Annotated in this window: 10 protein-coding genes, 3 tRNA genes and 1 pseudogene; 6 read left to right on the plus strand and 8 right to left on the minus strand. The window is 49.5% G+C overall.

Annotation, left to right across the window (positions count from 1 at the left end; translation table 11 throughout):
• Nucleotides 1-8 precede the first annotated feature (8 nt).
• The 3 genes from nudC to dnaQ form a co-directional block, all read right to left on the minus strand.
• Complete coding sequence (nudC, locus tag FTU69_RS01350) at nucleotides 9-776, minus strand: NAD(+) diphosphatase (protein ID WP_075167710.1); 768 nt, start codon at nucleotides 774-776, stop codon at nucleotides 9-11.
• Entirely contained in the window at nucleotides 776-2,419 is a 1,644-nt protein-coding gene (locus FTU69_RS01355) for a chemotaxis protein (RefSeq protein ID WP_168382199.1), read from the minus strand. Before FTU69_RS01355 ends, nudC begins: the two co-directional genes overlap by 1 nt.
• Nucleotides 2,420-2,545: 126 nt before the next feature.
• Nucleotides 2,546-4,033, minus strand: coding sequence for a DNA polymerase III subunit epsilon (gene dnaQ / locus FTU69_RS01360; protein ID WP_075174993.1), 1,488 nt, complete (start codon nucleotides 4,031-4,033; stop codon nucleotides 2,546-2,548).
• Between the two features lie 206 nt (nucleotides 4,034-4,239).
• On the opposite strand from dnaQ, the gene FTU69_RS01365 reads away from it, so the two are divergent.
• The 6 genes from FTU69_RS01365 to FTU69_RS01390 all read left to right on the plus strand — a co-directional run bounded on the left by FTU69_RS01365 (nucleotide 4,240) and on the right by FTU69_RS01390 (nucleotide 14,334).
• Nucleotides 4,240-7,449 (plus strand): LysM peptidoglycan-binding domain-containing protein, encoded by a 3,210-nt coding sequence (locus FTU69_RS01365; RefSeq protein WP_180103379.1) that lies wholly within the window; start codon nucleotides 4,240-4,242, stop codon nucleotides 7,447-7,449.
• A gap of 27 nt (nucleotides 7,450-7,476) precedes the next feature.
• The gene (locus FTU69_RS01370) at nucleotides 7,477-9,315 is read left to right on the plus strand and encodes an extracellular solute-binding protein (protein WP_180103380.1); all 1,839 of its coding nucleotides are present in this window, start codon (nucleotides 7,477-7,479) and stop codon (nucleotides 9,313-9,315) included.
• Between the two features lie 29 nt (nucleotides 9,316-9,344).
• The gene (locus FTU69_RS01375) at nucleotides 9,345-10,415 is read left to right on the plus strand and encodes a microcin C ABC transporter permease YejB (RefSeq protein ID WP_005179212.1); all 1,071 of its coding nucleotides are present in this window, start codon (nucleotides 9,345-9,347) and stop codon (nucleotides 10,413-10,415) included.
• Nucleotides 10,415-11,428 (plus strand): ABC transporter permease, encoded by a 1,014-nt coding sequence (locus FTU69_RS01380; RefSeq protein WP_104487386.1) that lies wholly within the window; start codon nucleotides 10,415-10,417, stop codon nucleotides 11,426-11,428. Before FTU69_RS01375 ends, FTU69_RS01380 begins: the two co-directional genes overlap by 1 nt.
• Complete coding sequence (locus tag FTU69_RS01385) at nucleotides 11,403-12,989, plus strand: ABC transporter ATP-binding protein (protein ID WP_180103381.1); 1,587 nt, start codon at nucleotides 11,403-11,405, stop codon at nucleotides 12,987-12,989. Before FTU69_RS01380 ends, FTU69_RS01385 begins: the two co-directional genes overlap by 26 nt.
• Nucleotides 12,990-13,089: 100 nt before the next feature.
• Nucleotides 13,090-14,334, plus strand: coding sequence for an NADH:flavin oxidoreductase/NADH oxidase family protein (locus FTU69_RS01390; RefSeq protein WP_075174999.1), 1,245 nt, complete (start codon nucleotides 13,090-13,092; stop codon nucleotides 14,332-14,334).
• Nucleotides 14,335-14,602: 268 nt separating this feature from the next.
• Here FTU69_RS01390 and FTU69_RS01395 read toward each other — a convergent pair.
• The 5 genes and pseudogenes from FTU69_RS01395 to FTU69_RS01415 form a co-directional block, all read right to left on the minus strand.
• Nucleotides 14,603-14,678, minus strand: a tRNA-Glu gene (locus FTU69_RS01395).
• A 44-nt stretch (nucleotides 14,679-14,722) separates the two neighbouring features.
• Nucleotides 14,723-14,798: transfer RNA gene (locus tag FTU69_RS01400), tRNA-Glu, on the minus strand.
• Between the two features lie 24 nt (nucleotides 14,799-14,822).
• Nucleotides 14,823-14,898 (minus strand) — tRNA-Glu (locus tag FTU69_RS01405).
• A gap of 133 nt (nucleotides 14,899-15,031) precedes the next feature.
• Nucleotides 15,032-15,936 (minus strand): annotated as a pseudogene (locus FTU69_RS01410) (alpha/beta hydrolase).
• A 90-nt stretch (nucleotides 15,937-16,026) separates the two neighbouring features.
• Nucleotides 16,027-17,445, minus strand: a complete 1,419-nt coding sequence (locus tag FTU69_RS01415) for an amino acid permease (RefSeq protein WP_180103382.1) — start codon at nucleotides 17,443-17,445, stop codon at nucleotides 16,027-16,029.
• Nucleotides 17,446-17,489: the final 44 nt, after the last annotated feature.

The raw sequence follows: 17,489 nt of genomic DNA on the forward strand, positions 1-17,489 counted from the left end.
GCGTCTCTTTAGAGCCAGGCTTTGCTGTCGTCGGCGACGGCAGAGCCTTCGGTCACGTGTTTGATCATGGCATGGGCAATACTGCCTTTGAACGGAATATTCGGCAGTTGATCAAATTTAAAGAATTGCGCATCGCTGATTTCTTCTTCCTGTAACTGCAGTTCACCACCGGCATATTCGGCTTTAAAGGCAATCATCAGGTTGCTTGGAAAAGGCCAGGGCTGACTGGCCAGATACTGAATATTCTTTAGCTGGATACCGACTTCTTCCGCGGTTTCACGGCGTACCGCTTCTTCCAAGGTTTCTCCCACCTCAACAAAACCGGCAATCAGGCCATACATATTGGTGGTGTTTCGCGCATTTTTGGCCAGCAGAATTTCATCTTCACCGCGGGTAATGACGGTAATGACACAGGGTTGTACACGTGGATATTGGCGATACTGGCAGACCGGGCAAACCATGGCATATTCGGTGGCATGCGCTTCGGTTGGATGGCCGCAGTGGCTGCAAAAACGGTGATTACGACGCCATTCTAGCAACTGGATTGCACGGCTGGCCTGTTCAAATTCGGCACTGTTCCAGAACTGTAACAGCTGGCGAATTGGCAATAATTGATAGCCTTCAGGAATGGGCTCATCGGGGAGTAAGTCGCGGGCAATCACCTGATTGCCCGTAGACAGGTCACTTGCTAATTTTTCAACTCGGGGCAGTTGAAACTGTTCATCGACCAGCAGTTGCTGTTGGTGAAAAATATAGGCAAGTGAGAGTTCAGACATTAGGCTACAGCTTTCAGTTTTTCGCTACTTGCCAATGCTACATCAAACATCGACTGTAAAACAGGCTGTTTGTTTTTTAAATTGTCAATCAGCATGTCGGCACCGGCCAAGGTGTCTAACACGGCATTCAGCTCGTCACTACTGAGCGTTTCACTGGCTTCGCATTTACGATAGATAAAGTCAGCGGCAGTCAGCAGGGCCTGCTGGCCTTTTTCTTCATTCAGGAACAGCAGGGCACCGGCCACTTCACGCAGCTGGGTACAGGTGTTTTCCAATAAACGCACATCCTGATCCTGAACGTGCTGCACCAGAATCTGCTGGGCCAGATCAATTAAGGTTTTGGTTTCGCTCAGCAATACTTCATGCGCTTCATCTAAACGGTCCAGCGAAATGTGCATGTTGTTAACGCGCAGCTGTAAACGGCTAGAGGTATGATGACGCTCCAGCACCCCAATCGAGTTCATCGCTGATAAAATGGTGTTCATCAGCTGCTGGGCAAAGCTTTCTTCTTTGAGCACTTCGGCCTGACTCAAGGCGTCGGCCTGAACCAGCAGATCACGGTGGGCTTCATTCAGGTTCAGTACTTTAAAGATGTTGGCCAGATCTTTGAGCTTGGCTTGCAACTCCTGGGTTTTTTCAGGGGTCATGTTCTGGTAGTTGTATTCGATGTCATTGCGAATCTGCGCCATTTCGCTGGTCGCCAGAGCACTGATGGTCTGCATGGTTTCAAAATCCGGACCATACAGATGACGGCTGAAGACCTGTAACTGGGTGTCAGTCAGCAGGTCTTCACCAATATTCAGCTGTTCGCGGATGTGCTGGGCCACCTGATCTTCCTGGCTAATGCACAGGCTCAGGATGTTGGCCAGATCACTTAACTGGGCCTGGAAGCTGTCTGGTGCGGCAAAGTATTGACGCATATTCAGTTCAATACTGATTAAGGTGCGTAAACGTGGTTCATTCAGCAGCAGGTTATCAATCTGGTTTAACGCCACATAGACCAGATTCCAGTATTGTTGGCTTGGATGCTGGGCAGACAGACCAGCTAAATAGGTGCCGACCAGTTTCATGGCTTGCAGATCCAGCTCGGATTCTTCCTGCTTTAGTAACTTGTACAGTGACAGTTTATACAGCTGATGTACATAGCCTGATTTTTCCAGACCGGGTGCTTGCGGCAATTTGAATTCCGGGTGAATACAGTCCAGCAGAGATTCAATATGCTGGCCTTCCTGGGTGAGTGGTTTACCCAAGGCACGTTCCAGACGGTTTAAGGTATCGAGCAGAAACTGTGGAATTTTAACTTCGCGCAGACAAATAAATTCGATGTAGCGCTTGAGCATGGTGGTGCCTTCACTTAAGGCAATCACGTCTTCAGTTTTAATTTGCGCCGGATTCCCCATAATCTTGCGCATTAATTCTGCTGAATATTGGGCAATTTTTGCCAGGCTCGACATATCAATCAGGGCCAGTACCTGGGCACATTGTTCAAACTGGTTAAGGGCATCATCAATCCCGAAAGGTAAAGTCTGATCTTCTGCCAAGGTGCTGACTGCGGATTCCACCAATTTGATTGAATTATCAACCTCATTTTTTATTATCAGTAACGCAGTCGGATCAAAATGAATAGAGGTTTGGTAAGACATGTATCTGCACCTTTCCTAGTGTTTTATCTGTTTATGGGCCTGCTGCAAAAACAGCAGACCTGTTTATCTTAACTATAACTGAACTAGGAACAGATTAAATACAAAAAATTACAATCATCGGTTTTTTTATTTGGCAAAAAAGCAGGGCTGTCCATGCTTTTCTTCAAATTGTTTGACCCAATTCTCATGTGCTTCCAGCTCTGCGGCGGAAGGCAGAATCACCGGCAATTCCATTTCAATGCTGCGACGACCCGATTCACCGCTTTGTTCTTCATGATGAGCTGACAGGGCATCCATATCAAAGGACACCTGGCCACCGGTCATGGCCAGATAGACATCTGCCAGAATTTCAGCATCGAGCAAGGCGCCGTGGAAGGTACGGTCACGCGCCGGAATTTCATAACGCTTCACTAAAGCATCGAGCGAGTTCTTTTGTCCCGGATGCTTGTTTTTGGCCATTACCAGGGTATCGGTAACTTCACACACCGCCGATAAATCGCCTAAACCGCAGCGGTTAAACTCCATATCCAGGAAGTTCATATCGAAGGTGGCGTTATGCGCAATAATTTCCGCGCCTTTTAAATAGTCATACAGCACCGCAGCAATTTCGGCATATTTCGGTTTGTCTTTTAAAAACTCATCCGAAATACCGTGCACCACTTCCGATTCACCGACCGGTTTTTCCGGGTTGATATAAATATGAATCGAGCTGCCGGTCAGTTTGCGGTTGACCATTTCAATCGCGCCGACTTCAATAATCCGGTCACCATCCTGATAATAAAAACCGGTGGTTTCCGTATCCAGAATCAGCTGGCGTGGACCATAAGCCTGAACCGTGGCCGGGGTAATCACAATATGGGGATGCGATGACGTGTTTGCTGGCGCTGTTGCACTCTGGTTCTGGGTTTCATCTTGGATCAGGACTTCGTTCTGATTCGGGCTGTCATTTTGACTGAGGGTTTGCGTCACGGTAATGCTGTGCTGGGTCAGACTGAGATGATCCTCCTGCACCATTAGCAGTTCTTCTTCGACTTCAACGTCTAGTTGGCTGTCGTCTAGATCGAAGCCAAAAGGGTCGTCGAGCAACCAGTCAGATTCTGCTTTTTTTTTAGCCGTGCCCGGCGGGATGACTTCAGACTCAGCGCTTTTATCTTCAGTAATGATTTGTACCGGCGTCACTTTGACCTGCTGTGCAAATACCAGATCGGCCCCTTTGTTGGCCAGCTGATCGGCCATTTCATTGCCAGCATGGCCAGCGTGACCTTTAATCCAGTGCCATTCAATTTCACGACCCTGACAGATGGCATCCAGTTTTTGCCATAGGTCCGGATTTTTCACATCTTTCCAGTTTTTCTTTTTCCAGCCGGCAATCCATTCGGTCATGCCGCGTTTGACATAGTTGGAATCGGTCCAGAGAATCAGTTTGGCCTCTGCCGGGCAGAACTGAATGCCTTCAATGGCTGCCGTCAGCTCCATACGGTTGTTGGTGGTTTCCAGTTCCCCGCCATAGAGTTTGTGCTGCTGGGTTTCTGTAATGACATATGCACCCCAACCGCCCAAGCCAGGGTTTCCACGACAAGCACCATCCACATATAGTGTGATTGTTTGAGACATAAGCCAGATCCAAAAAGAGCCAAATAAAAACCGAGCCGCTATTGTATAACGCAATTGCAGATCAGAAACGCCGAAGACGTCAATTTTTTAATTTCTTGTAACATTTATATTAGAATCGCGCTAGAGTAAAACCTTGTGTCGTAGTGATGCTTCACTACAATGTCAAATCTAAAAAATAATTTATAGACGAGTTGTTTGGATTTCCTATGTATAAACCAACCACACGCATGTGGCAGCCTATGGTCCCGGCACTATTTAATATTACAGTTTTGGGTTCAGCGCTGGCCGCGCTCGGCATCAGCACCGGCTGTACCTCTACACAAAGTGCCAGCAAAGCGTCAACGTCGAGTCAGGTTGGTTCAGGTTATCTGGACGCCAGCAGTTTAGATTCACTGGAAGATTTATTGTCGGCCACCGACATGCGCGCGGTAGAAGGCGACCGTTTACTGATTTTAAAACACGGTGATGTCTGGAAGCGTATGACCGTAGGTTTCAAAATGGATCTGGAACACTGGAATCCGCGTATTGAAGCGCAGCGCGGCTGGTTTATTTCACGTCAGCCGTATATTGACCGTTTAAGTGCGCGTGCTTCACGTTATCTGTATCACACAGTTAAAGAAGCCGAGCGCCGTGGCATGCCGACCGAACTGGCATTATTACCAGTCATTGAAAGTTCGTACGACCCGGCAGCAACCAGTAGCGCTGCTGCAGCCGGTTTATGGCAGTTTATTCCAAGTACCGGACGTATTTATGGTCTGAAACAGACCCCGCTGTATGATGGCCGCCGTGATGTGGTCGAATCGACCCGTGCTGCCTATGAATTCCTCGGTAGCCTGTATAACCAGTTTGGTTCCTGGGAGCTGGCTCTGGCCGCTTATAATGCCGGACCGGGCCGTATTCAGCAGGCGATTAACCGTAACAAGGCTGCCGGTTTACCGACCGATTACTGGTCACTGAAATTGCCACAGGAAACCATGAACTATGTGCCGCGTTTCCTGGCAGTGGCGCAAATTATTAAAAATCCAGGTGCCTACGGGGTGCGTTTGCCGCCAATTGCCAACCGTCCCCATTTCCGTGAAGTGACGGTCGGAGCGGTGAATTTAAATGATGTGGCCAATATTACTGGTCTTAGCCGTGCCGAGTTATATGCACTGAACCCGGGCCATCGTACTGACCGAATTGACAGTGCCAGCCCGATGCGGATTCTGATTCCAGCCGATTTAAGCCCAACAGTCGATGAACGTCTGAAAAACCTGCAAGGTGGTGGATTGCTGGCCAGCAACACTCGTCCTAGTGTGACGACGCAGACCACGACCAGTGCCCCAGCTACAAAAACCACCACACCCGCTTTGACGGCCAGTGTGACTCAGCGTACTGCTACGACTACACCAGCGAGCACAGCCAAAACTGCTAGCAGCACGACTACAACCAGCACCAAACGGATCAGTACGCCACGCGGTTCATCGGCTTTGGCCTCTTTTGCGGCCAATTCAGATATTCCAAGTGCTCCACGTATTCCGGTGGCCATTACCCCGGCACAGAATATTCAGCCGGTGAAGGTCGAACCGCCAATTTCAGCAGCAGAACGTGAACAGATTCTGGCGGCAGTGAAAACTGAAGACCAGAACAAAACGGTAGAAGAGGTGTTGCAGCCGGTGGCCTCTCAGGCTGAACAGGCGCAGGTGGTGGCCGAGTTAAAAGAAATTGCACCACAAGGCACTGAAATTGTCGATCCTTATGATGGCAAAATTAAGCTGACCGCGATTCAGACCAGTCTGTCGGTGGCCGAGCAGCAAGGCAAAGAGCTGACCAAAGGTTTTGCTTACCCGAAAAGTGTCGCGGATAGCACCCGTCCAGATTCAGATGAAGCCCAGCGGAACCAGGGCAAGAACGTAATCAAGACCGACACTGAAGTGGTGGTGGTGCCGCCAAAAGGCAAGCGCAGTACCTATACGGTACAGGCCGGCGATACCCTGGTGCTGATTGCCATGAAAAATGGGGTGAACTGGCGTGATGTGGCAAAATGGAACCAGATTGATCCAAACTCGACTTTATATGCCGGTACCACCATCTATTTATATGATGCCAAACCACAAGCTGCCGCGCCAGCCAAAGCCAAAGAGCAGCCGGAATCCTATGTGGTTAAAGCTAACGATACCTTAACCGGCGTGGCCAATCAGTTTGGTTTATCGGTCAAGCAACTGGCGGATTATAATAATCTGAACACAAGCAGTGGCCTGTTTGTCGGCCAGAAGCTGAATCTGAAAGAAACAGCAGAGATGCGTGCCAAGGCAGCAGAGCAGAAAGCGGCTGAAACCAAAGTGGCTACGCAAAGCTATACGGTGAAGCGCGGTGAATATCTGAAACTGATTGCGGAACGTCATGGCTTGTCCAATGCAGAACTGGCGGCCTTAACTCCGGGTCTGACTGCTGGCAGCAGTTTGCTGGTTGGACAGCGGATTAATGTGCCTGTGAGTGACTCAAAAGCCGAAGCAAAAACTGAAACGGCCGCAGAGAGTCGTCGTGCAGCGCCAAGTACGTCAACTGCTGAGATTAAAACAGAAAACTATACTGTCCAGCGCGGCGATACTTTATCGAGTGTGGCCGCACAAAGCAAAATGAGTCTGGCTGATCTGGCGGCGCTTAACCAGATCTCGACCAATACTGGCCTGCGAATTGGGCAAACATTAAAAATTCCAGCCGGTTCGACCATCCCGGATAGCTATACGGTACAGTCGGGAGATACCTTAACCGCCATTGCCAATCGCTATAACTTGAGTTTGGAGCAGATTGCCAGTTTAAATGGCATCAGCCGGACTGCCGGTTTACGTACCGGCCAGCGCCTGAAACTCAGCGGTGAGCCAGTGCCAGTGGAAGAAAGCAAGGCCAGTACAACTGCGGTAGCCTCGGACATTCATATTGTAAAATCGGGTGAGACCTTAAACAGTATTGCGCGTAAATATCATTTGCAGCTGAACTATCTGGCTGCGCTGAATGATCTGCCACGTACTGCTGCACTGCGGATTGGTCAGCGTTTAAAAATTGAAGGTGATCTGGACAGCAGCAGCAACCGTGCCGCGGAAAGTGCAGCGGTAAGCAGCGCCAGCACGGGTAAAGCAACCGATGCCTATACCGTTAAAGCCGGTGAGTCCTTAAATGCCATTGCCAGCCGTACCGGTATTTCGGTCGCTGAACTGGCAGCCTTGAATGGCCTGAGTCCGCGTGCCGGTTTAAGAGTTGGCCAAACCCTGCAGTTGCCAAAAACTATGACGGAATATAAAGTCAAGCGCGGCGATACCCTGATTGGGCTGGCCAGCCGTTATGGTCTGGAAACCAGTGAACTGGCTGATATGAACGAGATTAAACCGAATACGCAGCTGCGTATTGGAGAGATCATCAAGGTTCCGAACCTGTAATTGCCGGGCACAAGGAGTCGTGACCGCATGAACAGATCTTTATATCGCTTGAGTGCTGTGGCGACAGCACTGGCTTTGACCTCAAGCTGGAGCTGGGCTGCGCTGCAGACCACGCCGTATATTGCGCTGCACAGCAGTCCGAAATACAGCCAGCTTGCGGCCATGCCCTATGCCAATCCGCAAGCGCCCAAAGGCGGCATACTCAGTCAGTCCAGCAATGGCACTTTTGACAACCTGAACAGCATGAACGGTAAGGGCAGTGCGACCGATGGGGTGAATTATCTGTTTGATTCGCTCATGACCAGCTCGCTAGATGAGCCGGGGGTGATGTACCCACTGCTGGCAGAAAAAGTGACTTATGATCCGAAGCAGACCAAGTTTGTCATTTTTCATCTGAATCCAAAAGCACGTTTTAGTGATGGCACACCGGTCACCGCGGCTGATGTCAAATTCAGTTTTGATACCTTCCAGAGCAAATCTAATCCGGGTTTGCAGATGTATATTGCCGATTTGGATAAAACCGAGGTCTTATCCAGACATCAGGTCAAAATGACCTTTAAATCCGATAACAACAGTGAAATGCCGCTGATTTTATCGGCCTTACCGATTTATTCCCAGAAAGACTGGCAGGGCAAGGACTTTAGCCGGATTACCTTGCAGCCGATGCTGGGGTCAGGCCCGTATCTGATTGAACGGATTGATGCCGGACGCAGTATTACTTATAAGCGCAATTCGAACTATTGGGGCAAAGATCTGCCGGTCAATAAGGGCCGTTATAACTTTGACCGGCTTAAATTTGTCTATTACCGCAATATGGATGTGGCCTTTGAAGGCTTTAAGTCGGGCCAATACACGCTGCATGAAGAATATACCGCGCGCAAATGGGTGACAGAATATCAGTTCCCGGCAGTGAAAGCGGGGATGGTGGTGAAATATAAGTTCCGGCATGAAAACCCGGTGCCAACACAAAGTTTTGTGTTTAATACCCGGCGTGCACCGATGCAGGATATTCATTTCCGTCAGGCGCTCAGCCATGCCTATGATTTTGAATGGCAGAATAAAGCCCTATTTTACGGACAGTATCAGCGTTTGCAAAGTTATTTTAGCAATAGCGAACTGGAAGCCAAAGGTCGTCCAAGCGCGGCGGAGCTGGCACTGTTAAAGCCGTATTTAAAACAGTTGCATCCGGTGCAGCGTCAGGGGGTGCTGGCCAACTGGAAATTCCCGGTCAGTGATGCCAGCGGTTTTAACCGCAGCGGTCTGCTCAAAGCCCGGCAGATCCTGCTGAATGCCGGCTATCGCTTCAAGGATGGCCGTTTGCTTGATCCGAAAGGCAACACCATCCAGCTGGAATTTTTAATTCATCAGGATGGCTTGCAGCGTACCTTAATGCCTTTTGTGCGCAATTTAAAACGTCTGGGGATTGTGGTGAATATCCGTCAGGTCGATGTGCCGCAATATATTGAACGGATGCGCCGGGCAGAATTTGACTTAAGCACCATGGTCTTGCCACAGTCCTTAAGTCCGGGCAATGAACAGGCGCAATTCTGGAGCAGCACCGCGGCAGATCAATCGGGCAATTATAATTATGCCGGGATCAAGAATCCGGTCATTGATGACATCATTCAGAAAATTATCTACGCGCCTGACCGCCAGCAGCTGATTGTCCGGACCAAAGTGCTGGACCGTTTATTACGCGCTGGTTATTACCAGATTCCGACCTATGGCAAAGGCGAGCACTGGCTGGCCTACTGGAATATGTACCAACAACCGAAAATAAAACCAAGACTTTCCATTGGACTTGATTACTGGTGGAGTGATGCAGCCGGGGCGCAAAAAGTAGCCCAGTATCTGCGTAAACAATAAGCTGGCTTTGCCACAAGGATGCTGAGCGCATGGGAACCTATATCCTGAAACGAGTGTTGCTGATTATTCCCACACTGTTTCTGATTTTGCTGATTAACTTTATTGTGATCCAGATTGCCCCGGGCGGTCCGGTCGAGCAGGCAATTCAGCAGGCAGAAGCCTTTCAGGGCATGGGCGGGAGTGGCAGTGCCGAAACTGCTGCAGCCGGTTCAACCCCGTATCAGGGTGCTAAAGGCCTGAGTGATGAAATGGTGGCTAAAATTGAAGCGCAATATGGGTTTGATAAACCAATTCATGAGCGTTTCTGGCTAATGCTGAGCAGCTATCTGCAATTTGATTTTGGCACCAGCTTTTTTAAAGACAAGCCGGTGACCCAGCTGCTGTGGGAAAAACTGCCGGTATCGCTGTCTTTGGGATTGTGGAGCACCTTGCTGATTTATCTGGTGTCTATTCCACTCGGGATAAAAAAAGCCCGTCAGCATGGTCTGATCTTTGATAAAGCCACGTCTATTTTGCTGGCCATTGGCTATGCCATTCCGGCCTTTGCTTTTGCGATTTTATTGATTGTATTTTTTGCCGGTGGTTCCTATTTTCAGTGGTTCCCGCTACAGGGATTGGTCTCGGAAAACTTCGATCAGCTGAGTCTGCTGGGTAAAATCAAAGACTATTTCTGGCATATGACCTTGCCGCTGCTGGCGATGGTGATTGGTGGATTTGCCGGGTTGACCTACTTAACCAAATACTCGTTTATGGAAGAACTGAATAAACAGTATGTGCTGGCGGCACGCTCCAAAGGCCTGACCGAATCGCGGGTGCTGTATGGCCATGTTTTTCGTAACGCCATGCTAATTGTGATTGCTGGCCTGCCGGAAGCATTAATTGGGATTTTCTTTGTCGGTAACCTGTTTATTGAAATTATTTTTAACCTCGATGGTCTGGGATTGCTGGGCTTTGAAGCGATTGTACAGCGTGATTATCCAGTAATTTTTGGCACCCTGTTTATTTTTACCTTGTTAGGATTAGTCCTCAGACTGATCAGCGATGTGCTGTATCAGGTCATTGATCCACGGATTAATTTTGAATCACGGGGGGCCAAATAATGTCTCCCTTAATGCAGGCGCGGCTCCAGCGTTTTAAACAGAACCGGTTGGGATTTGGCTGTTTTATCGCCTTTGCCCTGATTTTTATCTTGTCCTTAGCAGCCGAGCTGATCGCCAATGACAAGCCGCTGCTGGTCAAATATGAAAACAGCTTATATATGCCGGTGTTCAAGGCTTATCCTGAAACCACTTTTGGCGGGGTCTTTGAAACCGAAGCAGAATATAAGGACCCGGCCGTGCAGCAACTGATTCAGGACAAGGGCTGGGCCATCTGGCCACTGATTGAATATTCTTATCAATCGCCGAATTTAGAGCTGGCTGTGCCGGTGCCGTCACCACCGACCAGCGATAACTGGCTCGGGACCGATGATCAGGGCCGAGATGTACTGGCGCGGATTCTCTATGGCCTGCGGGTATCACTGCTATTCGGATTTGCCTTAACGCTGGCCTCTGCTGCACTTGGCATTATCGTCGGGGCGATACAGGGCTATTATGGCGGCTGGGTCGATTTGCTGGGACAGCGGATTCTGGAAGTCTGGGGCGGTTTACCGATGCTATTCATGGTGATGATTCTGGTCAGTATGTTTAGCCCAAGCGTGTACTGGCTGTTTCTGATTATGCTGCTGTTTGGCTGGCCGACCCTGGTTGGACTGGTCCGGGCCGAATTTTTAAGGGCACGTAATTTTGATTATGTCCGTGCTGCCCGCGGTCTGGGTGTGAGTGACCGTACCATCATGTTCCGGCACATCTTGCCGAATGCCATGAGTTCGAGTCTGTCGCAACTACCTTTTATGCTGACCGCGAATATTACCGCGCTGACTGCACTGGATTTCCTCGGCTATGGTTTGCCGCCCGATGCCGCATCGTTAGGTGAACTGCTGTTACAGGGCAAAAATAATTTAAATGCGCCGTGGCTGGCATTGTCGGGCTTTTTTACCCTGGCGATTGTTTTATCTTTACTGATTTATATTGGAGAGGCGACCCGTGATGCATTCGATCCAAGACGCCAGTAAGCGCACGCCGGTGCTGACGGTACAGCAGCTCCAGATTCAGCATCAACAGCAGCTATTGGTGCACAATTTAAGTTTTGAATTGCACGCTGGCGAAACGCTGGCGCTGGTCGGCGAGAGTGGTTCGGGCAAATCGGTCAGCAGTTTGGCCTTGCTGGGCTTGTTGCCGAGTCAGCTCCAGATTCAGGGGCAGGCACTGTTTCAAGGGCAGGATCTGCTACAGCTGAATCCGGCACAACTACGCCAGATTCGCGGCCAGCGCATTGCCATGATTTTTCAGGAGCCGATGACGGCATTAAATCCGCTGCATCGGGTAGAAAAAATTATTGGCGAAAGCCTGCTGTTACAGGGGCATTCCAAGGCGGAAACCCGGCAACGCGTGCTGCAATTGCTGCAAGATGTTGGCATTCCCCAGCCGGAAGATAAACTGAAGCGTTATCCGCATGAACTGTCTGGCGGGCAGCGCCAGCGGGTGATGATTGCCATGGCCTTGGCGCTTGATCCGGACATCCTGATTGCCGATGAGCCGACCACTGCGTTAGATGTGACCCTGCAGGCGCAAATTCTGGACCTGCTGCAAAGCTTACAGCGCAGCCGGCAGATGGCCATGATTTTAATCAGCCATGATTTGAATCTGGTGCGGTATTATGCCGATCAGGTCATTGTCATGAACAAAGGCCAGGTCGAGGAGCAGGGGCCGGTTGAACAGGTCTTTCATGCGCCGCAGCAGGCCTATACTCGGGAGCTGCTGTATCATGATTTTGGTCAGGCTTTGCAGGTAGAGGAGACTCAGCCTTTATTGCAACTGCAACAACTGGGTGTGAAGTTTCCCATCAAGCAGGGTTTACTCAATCGGGTCAAAGATTATTTTGTCGCGGTGGAGCCGTTGGATTTAAATCTGGCGCAAGGCGAATCCATCGGTATTGTCGGGGAAAGTGGTTCCGGTAAAAGCTCGCTGGCACTGGCGATTTCACGTTTAACTGCCAGTGAGGGCAAAATTGATTTGCTGGGGCAGGACTTGAACCAGCTTTCGGAAAAGCAGCTGCGGCCATTACGCAGTGAATTTCAGATTGTATTTCAGGACCCGTTTAGCAGCCTGAATCCGCGTTTAAATGTCGAGCAGACCATTGGCGAAGGGCTGGCCTTACAAAAGCTGTCAGCATCCGAAATTCAGCAGCGCATTGATCTGGCGCTGGAAAAAGTTGAATTGCCGGTCAGTTTTAAAACCCGTTATCCGCATGAACTATCCGGTGGACAGCGGCAACGGATTGCACTGGCACGTGCGCTGGTGCTGAAACCGAAACTGCTGATTCTGGATGAGCCGACCTCGGCGCTGGACCGCACCACACAACGCGCCATCGTTAAACTGTTGCGGCGTTTGCAGCAGCAGGAGCAGATGAGCTATCTGTTTATCAGCCATGATTTGCAGGTGGTCAAGGCCTTGTGTCAGAAGGTACTGGTACTGAAACATGCCAAGGTGATGGAATTCCAGCGTACTGAAGATCTGTTTGCACAGCCACAAACTGACTATACCCGGCAGCTGATTCAGGCCAGTCAATATTGATCTGTGACTATTTTTGACAATACGAGTTGTCAAAATTTGCTTGACCATTGGGGTAATTCAATGGAGTATTTGCTCTAGACCACAATGTCAGGATTGACCAATGAGCCAGATTGCAGATCAGCTTCAAATTAGAAAGACCACATTTAAAAACCGCATCATTAAAGGTGCTATGAGTGAGGCGCTGGCCAATACGGCTGGTCAGCCGAACCAGTTACATTTGGGCTTATATGAGGCCTGGGCCAAGGGTGGGCTGGGCTGTGCCATTACCGGCAATGTCATGGTGGATATTCGTGCCAAAAATGAACCGGGCGTGGTGGCCATTGAATCAGAACGTGATCTGGCCAAGTTGCAACAGTGGGCACAGATTGGCAAGCAGTATGGCATGGTGCAACTGGTGCAGCTGTCGCATCCGGGACGGCAATGTCCGAAAGGCCTGAACAAAGAAACCGTCGCGCCTTCCGCCGTACCGTTTAGCCCGGCCTTGGCCACCACCTTTGGCACACCGCGTGAACTGCGTGAAGATGAGATTCTTGATATTATCCAGCGCTTTGCCCGCGCAGCGCAGATCTGTGAGCAGGCCGGTTTTGAAGGGGTGCAGCTGCATGGCGCACATGGCTACTTAATCAGCCAGTTTTTATCACCGCTAACCAATAAACGCCAAGATCGTTGGGGTGGCTCGATTGACAACCGGATGCGCTTTTTGCTGGAAATTTATCAGGCGGTGCGCGCTGCGACCTCTGAAGATTTTATCATCTCAGTCAAGCTGAACTCGGCGGATTTCCAGCGCGGTGGTATTAGTGAGGAAGATGTGATTCAGGTCTTTAAAGCGATTGATGCTGCCGGAATTGACCTGATTGAAGTATCGGGGGGGACTTATGAAGCACCGGCCATGGCCGGAGTAAAAGCGGAAAAACGCAAAGCCTCGACTTTAGCGCGTGAAGCCTACTTCTTGGAGTTTGCGGAGCGGATCCGTCAGGAAGTTCGTTGTCATTTAATGGTGACCGGCGGTTTCCGGACCGTACAGGGCATGAATACGGCACTGGCCAGCGGCGCCTGTGATTTTATCGGGATTGCTCGCCCATTTGCGGTGGAGCCAGATCTGGCGCATCGTTTGCTGGCAGGGCAAGATGTGCGTTATGGTGTCGATAAAATTAAGACCGGCATTCCACTGGTCGATAAAATGGCGATTATGGAAATTATCTGGTATGCCGCGCAGTTTAAGGACATTGCGCAAGGCAAACAGCCGAATCCAAAACTCTCACCTTTAAAAGTATTTTTTAAATATTTAAAAGGCAATTTGACCGCGGTAATTAAAGGGCAGATTAACTCGCGTAAATCGGCCTAAACAGAAATGGGGAATGAGGGTGATTCATCCCAATTCCCGATCTACGCTTTATTCAACCTTTATTCGCAGGAGATTGTATGAAGTGAATGATAGCCAGCCTGTTATGGCTGTCAAAAACAATAATCTGGGCGCAGGTGGTATGACCGTTTTAAACGGGTGATAGTATTTTTCCTAGCTCCCCTTCTGCGCAAATAAAAAGTTGTAGCAATAAAAAAGCCCAAGTCGCAATGCTTGGGCTTTTTTATGAATCACGTATGTGACCCGAATATGGCGTCCCTACGGGGATTCGAACCCCGGTTACCGCCGTGAAAGGGCGATGTCCTAGGCCTCTAGACGATAGGGACAGTACAGAAGAATATTTTAAACCGCTTCTTTTGATTGGAAGGAGTGGCGTCCCTACGGGGATTCGAACCCCGGTTACCGCCGTGAAAGGGCGATGTCCTAGGCCTCTAGACGATAGGGACTTAATAAAATATTACTTCTGAAATTGGCGTCCCTACGGGGATTCGAACCCCGGTTACCGCCGTGAAAGGGCGATGTCCTAGGCCTCTAGACGATAGGGACGTTTCAGAGGTGGGCGTATATTAGGGTGAAAAAAGGAGGGTGTCAAACGCTTTTCTACAATTTTCTGGCTGCAAGGCTTTTAAGCGAATAAATTTAGAACAATTTGCATAAATCAGGTGAAAATTCCCTCAATTTAAGCACTTTCTGGCAGTAACTCGACCAAGGCCTCTAAGACTTGGGGATGCTGCAAATAGCCATAGACTTCATGAGGACGATCTACCGGAGTTTGTACCTGCCGGTTCAGAATGGCCGGTTTAAAATGAAACGGTGGTTCCGACAGTGGAAAGGCGGTCAGAAAATCATCCGGAGAATAAAAATTAATCCAGTCGCCATGCAGGGCAGTGGGGCGCTGAATCGGCTGTTGTAAATGCTCCTGAATCACCCGAAAGGCCAGCGGCGAACCGAGGGTAATAAAGCGTGCAATATTCAGTTCCGGATGCTGAATTAACAGATTATAGGCAATTACCGTGCCTAAGGAATGCGCCAGAATAATATGGGTGTCATCCTGACAGAGCTGGGCATAAATCCGGCTGTGTACCTCTTGAATAAAATGCGGATCGGCCAGGTATAAATAGGCTTCGACCAGAAATTTATGCAACAAGCTGGCATGCAGTTTGGGAAAATAATTGATCAGCCGGGCAAAATCACGCAGTGCAATATCCCGGCTTAAAGCACTAAGCCATTTCAGTTTCTGGTTAAAGTTAAGTGCATCATAGACTTGCAGATGCGGAATATTGCAATCGCCGGGGCGATGTTCTTCCACCACTGTGGTCGGTTTTTGAATTTTGACTGGATGCAGCAGTGGAAAATGCGGCCAGTGCTGCGGCATCAGGGTGCTGGCATTTAAAGTGTTTTGCAGATGATGTTTGGAGAGCAAATCGCCATAAAACGGCATACAGATGGCCTGTTTTAAATCGGCAAAAAATGGGACTGCTGGCTGCGTTTTAAACCCTGCTCCAGTATTGATAACCACAGTCGACGCAGTGAATCGGCAGTCTGGTGTTGCTGATTCATTCCATGAATGCAAATAATATTCATTGTAGGGCCAGCATGTGAATGAGAATGGCTTTATTTAACAGTATAGATAAAAAAAGAGCGGCCGGGGCCGCTCTTTACTGCAAATCCTGATCAGATTTTTTTATGATAAAAACGGTAATAGCTGATATAGCAGGCTGCAATAAAGATTAAACAGCCAAAGAAACTGATGCGCATGGATGGATCAAATACCATACTCAAACAGGTAATCAGACTGAATACAAAGCCCAGAATTGGCACAATCGGGAACAATGGTGCGGCAAAGCCCAGCTCTTTCACGCTACGACCCTGTTTATACCATTCACGGCGGAAGTTGAAATGACTTAAGCAGATACTCATCCAGACCACCACCATGGTAAAGGCCGCAATACCGAGCAGGTTGGTAAAAATCAGCTCAGGTGCAAACTGCTCAGACAGCAAGCCTGGCATTGCGCCCAGCATGGTGACCATCACTGCCACATAAGGAATACCACGCGAGTTGACCTTGGAGAAAACCTGCGGTAACTGCTTCTGATACGACAATGACCACATCATCCGCGATGCTGCAAACAAACCTGAGTTGGCGGCAGACAGTAAGGCGGTAATGATCACGAAGCGGATAATATCTTCTGCGTATGGAATCCCGATGTGCTGGAACACGGTCACAAATGGACTGCTACTCACGCCCTCAGCGGCCAGACCGGCTTCCTGATGCGGCAATAACGCAGTCACCACCAGAATGGTTCCGACAAAGAAAATCAGCAGGCGGAAAATCGCGGTGTTGATGGCTTTTGGAACGTTTTTGGCCGGGTCTTTGGTTTCACCAGCGGCCACACCAATCAGTTCGGTGCCAGAGAAGGCAAAGTTCACAATCAGCATGGTGGTGAAAATCGGGAATAAACCTTCCGGGAACCAGCCCTGTGCGGTTAAATTGCTAAACAGCGGCGCAGATTCATAGCCCTGATAGCCGATCACGCCGAAAATGGCCAGCAGACCGAGCAGAATAAAGGCCACCACGGTCACGACTTTGACCAGTGCCAGCCAGAATTCCGATTCAGCAAACCAGCGGCTAGACACCATATTTAAGGTAAAGACAAATACCCCAAAAATAATGGTCCATAACCACATCGAGATGTGCGGGAACCACTCCTGCATCAGCAGGGCGGCTGCGGTAAATTCAGTCCCCAGGGTGACTGACCAGGTTAGCCAGTACAGCCAGGTGACGGTATAGCCTGTTCCGGGTCCAATATAACGTTTGGCATAAGCACCAAAAGAACCGGATTCAGGCATATGGACAGCCAGTTCGCCCAAACACAGCATAACCATGTAAGCGATCACGCCGCCCAGAAAATAAGCAAGAATGGCACCTACAGGCCCCGTTTGTGCAATGACTTCACCCGAACCTAAAAATAAACCAGTTCCGATTGCACCACCAAGTGAAATCATAACCAGATGTCGAGTACTCATAGCGCGTTTTAAAGGCGCAGAATTGCCCTGATGCGTAGCATCATTCGGAGAATGAGATGTCTGCATAAGAGTAGGAGAATAAAAGAATAGAGAAGCAGGCTATTGTAGAG

This window comes from Acinetobacter sp. YH12134, from assembly GCF_013418555.1.
GTDB lineage: Bacteria > Pseudomonadota > Gammaproteobacteria > Pseudomonadales > Moraxellaceae > Acinetobacter > Acinetobacter indicus.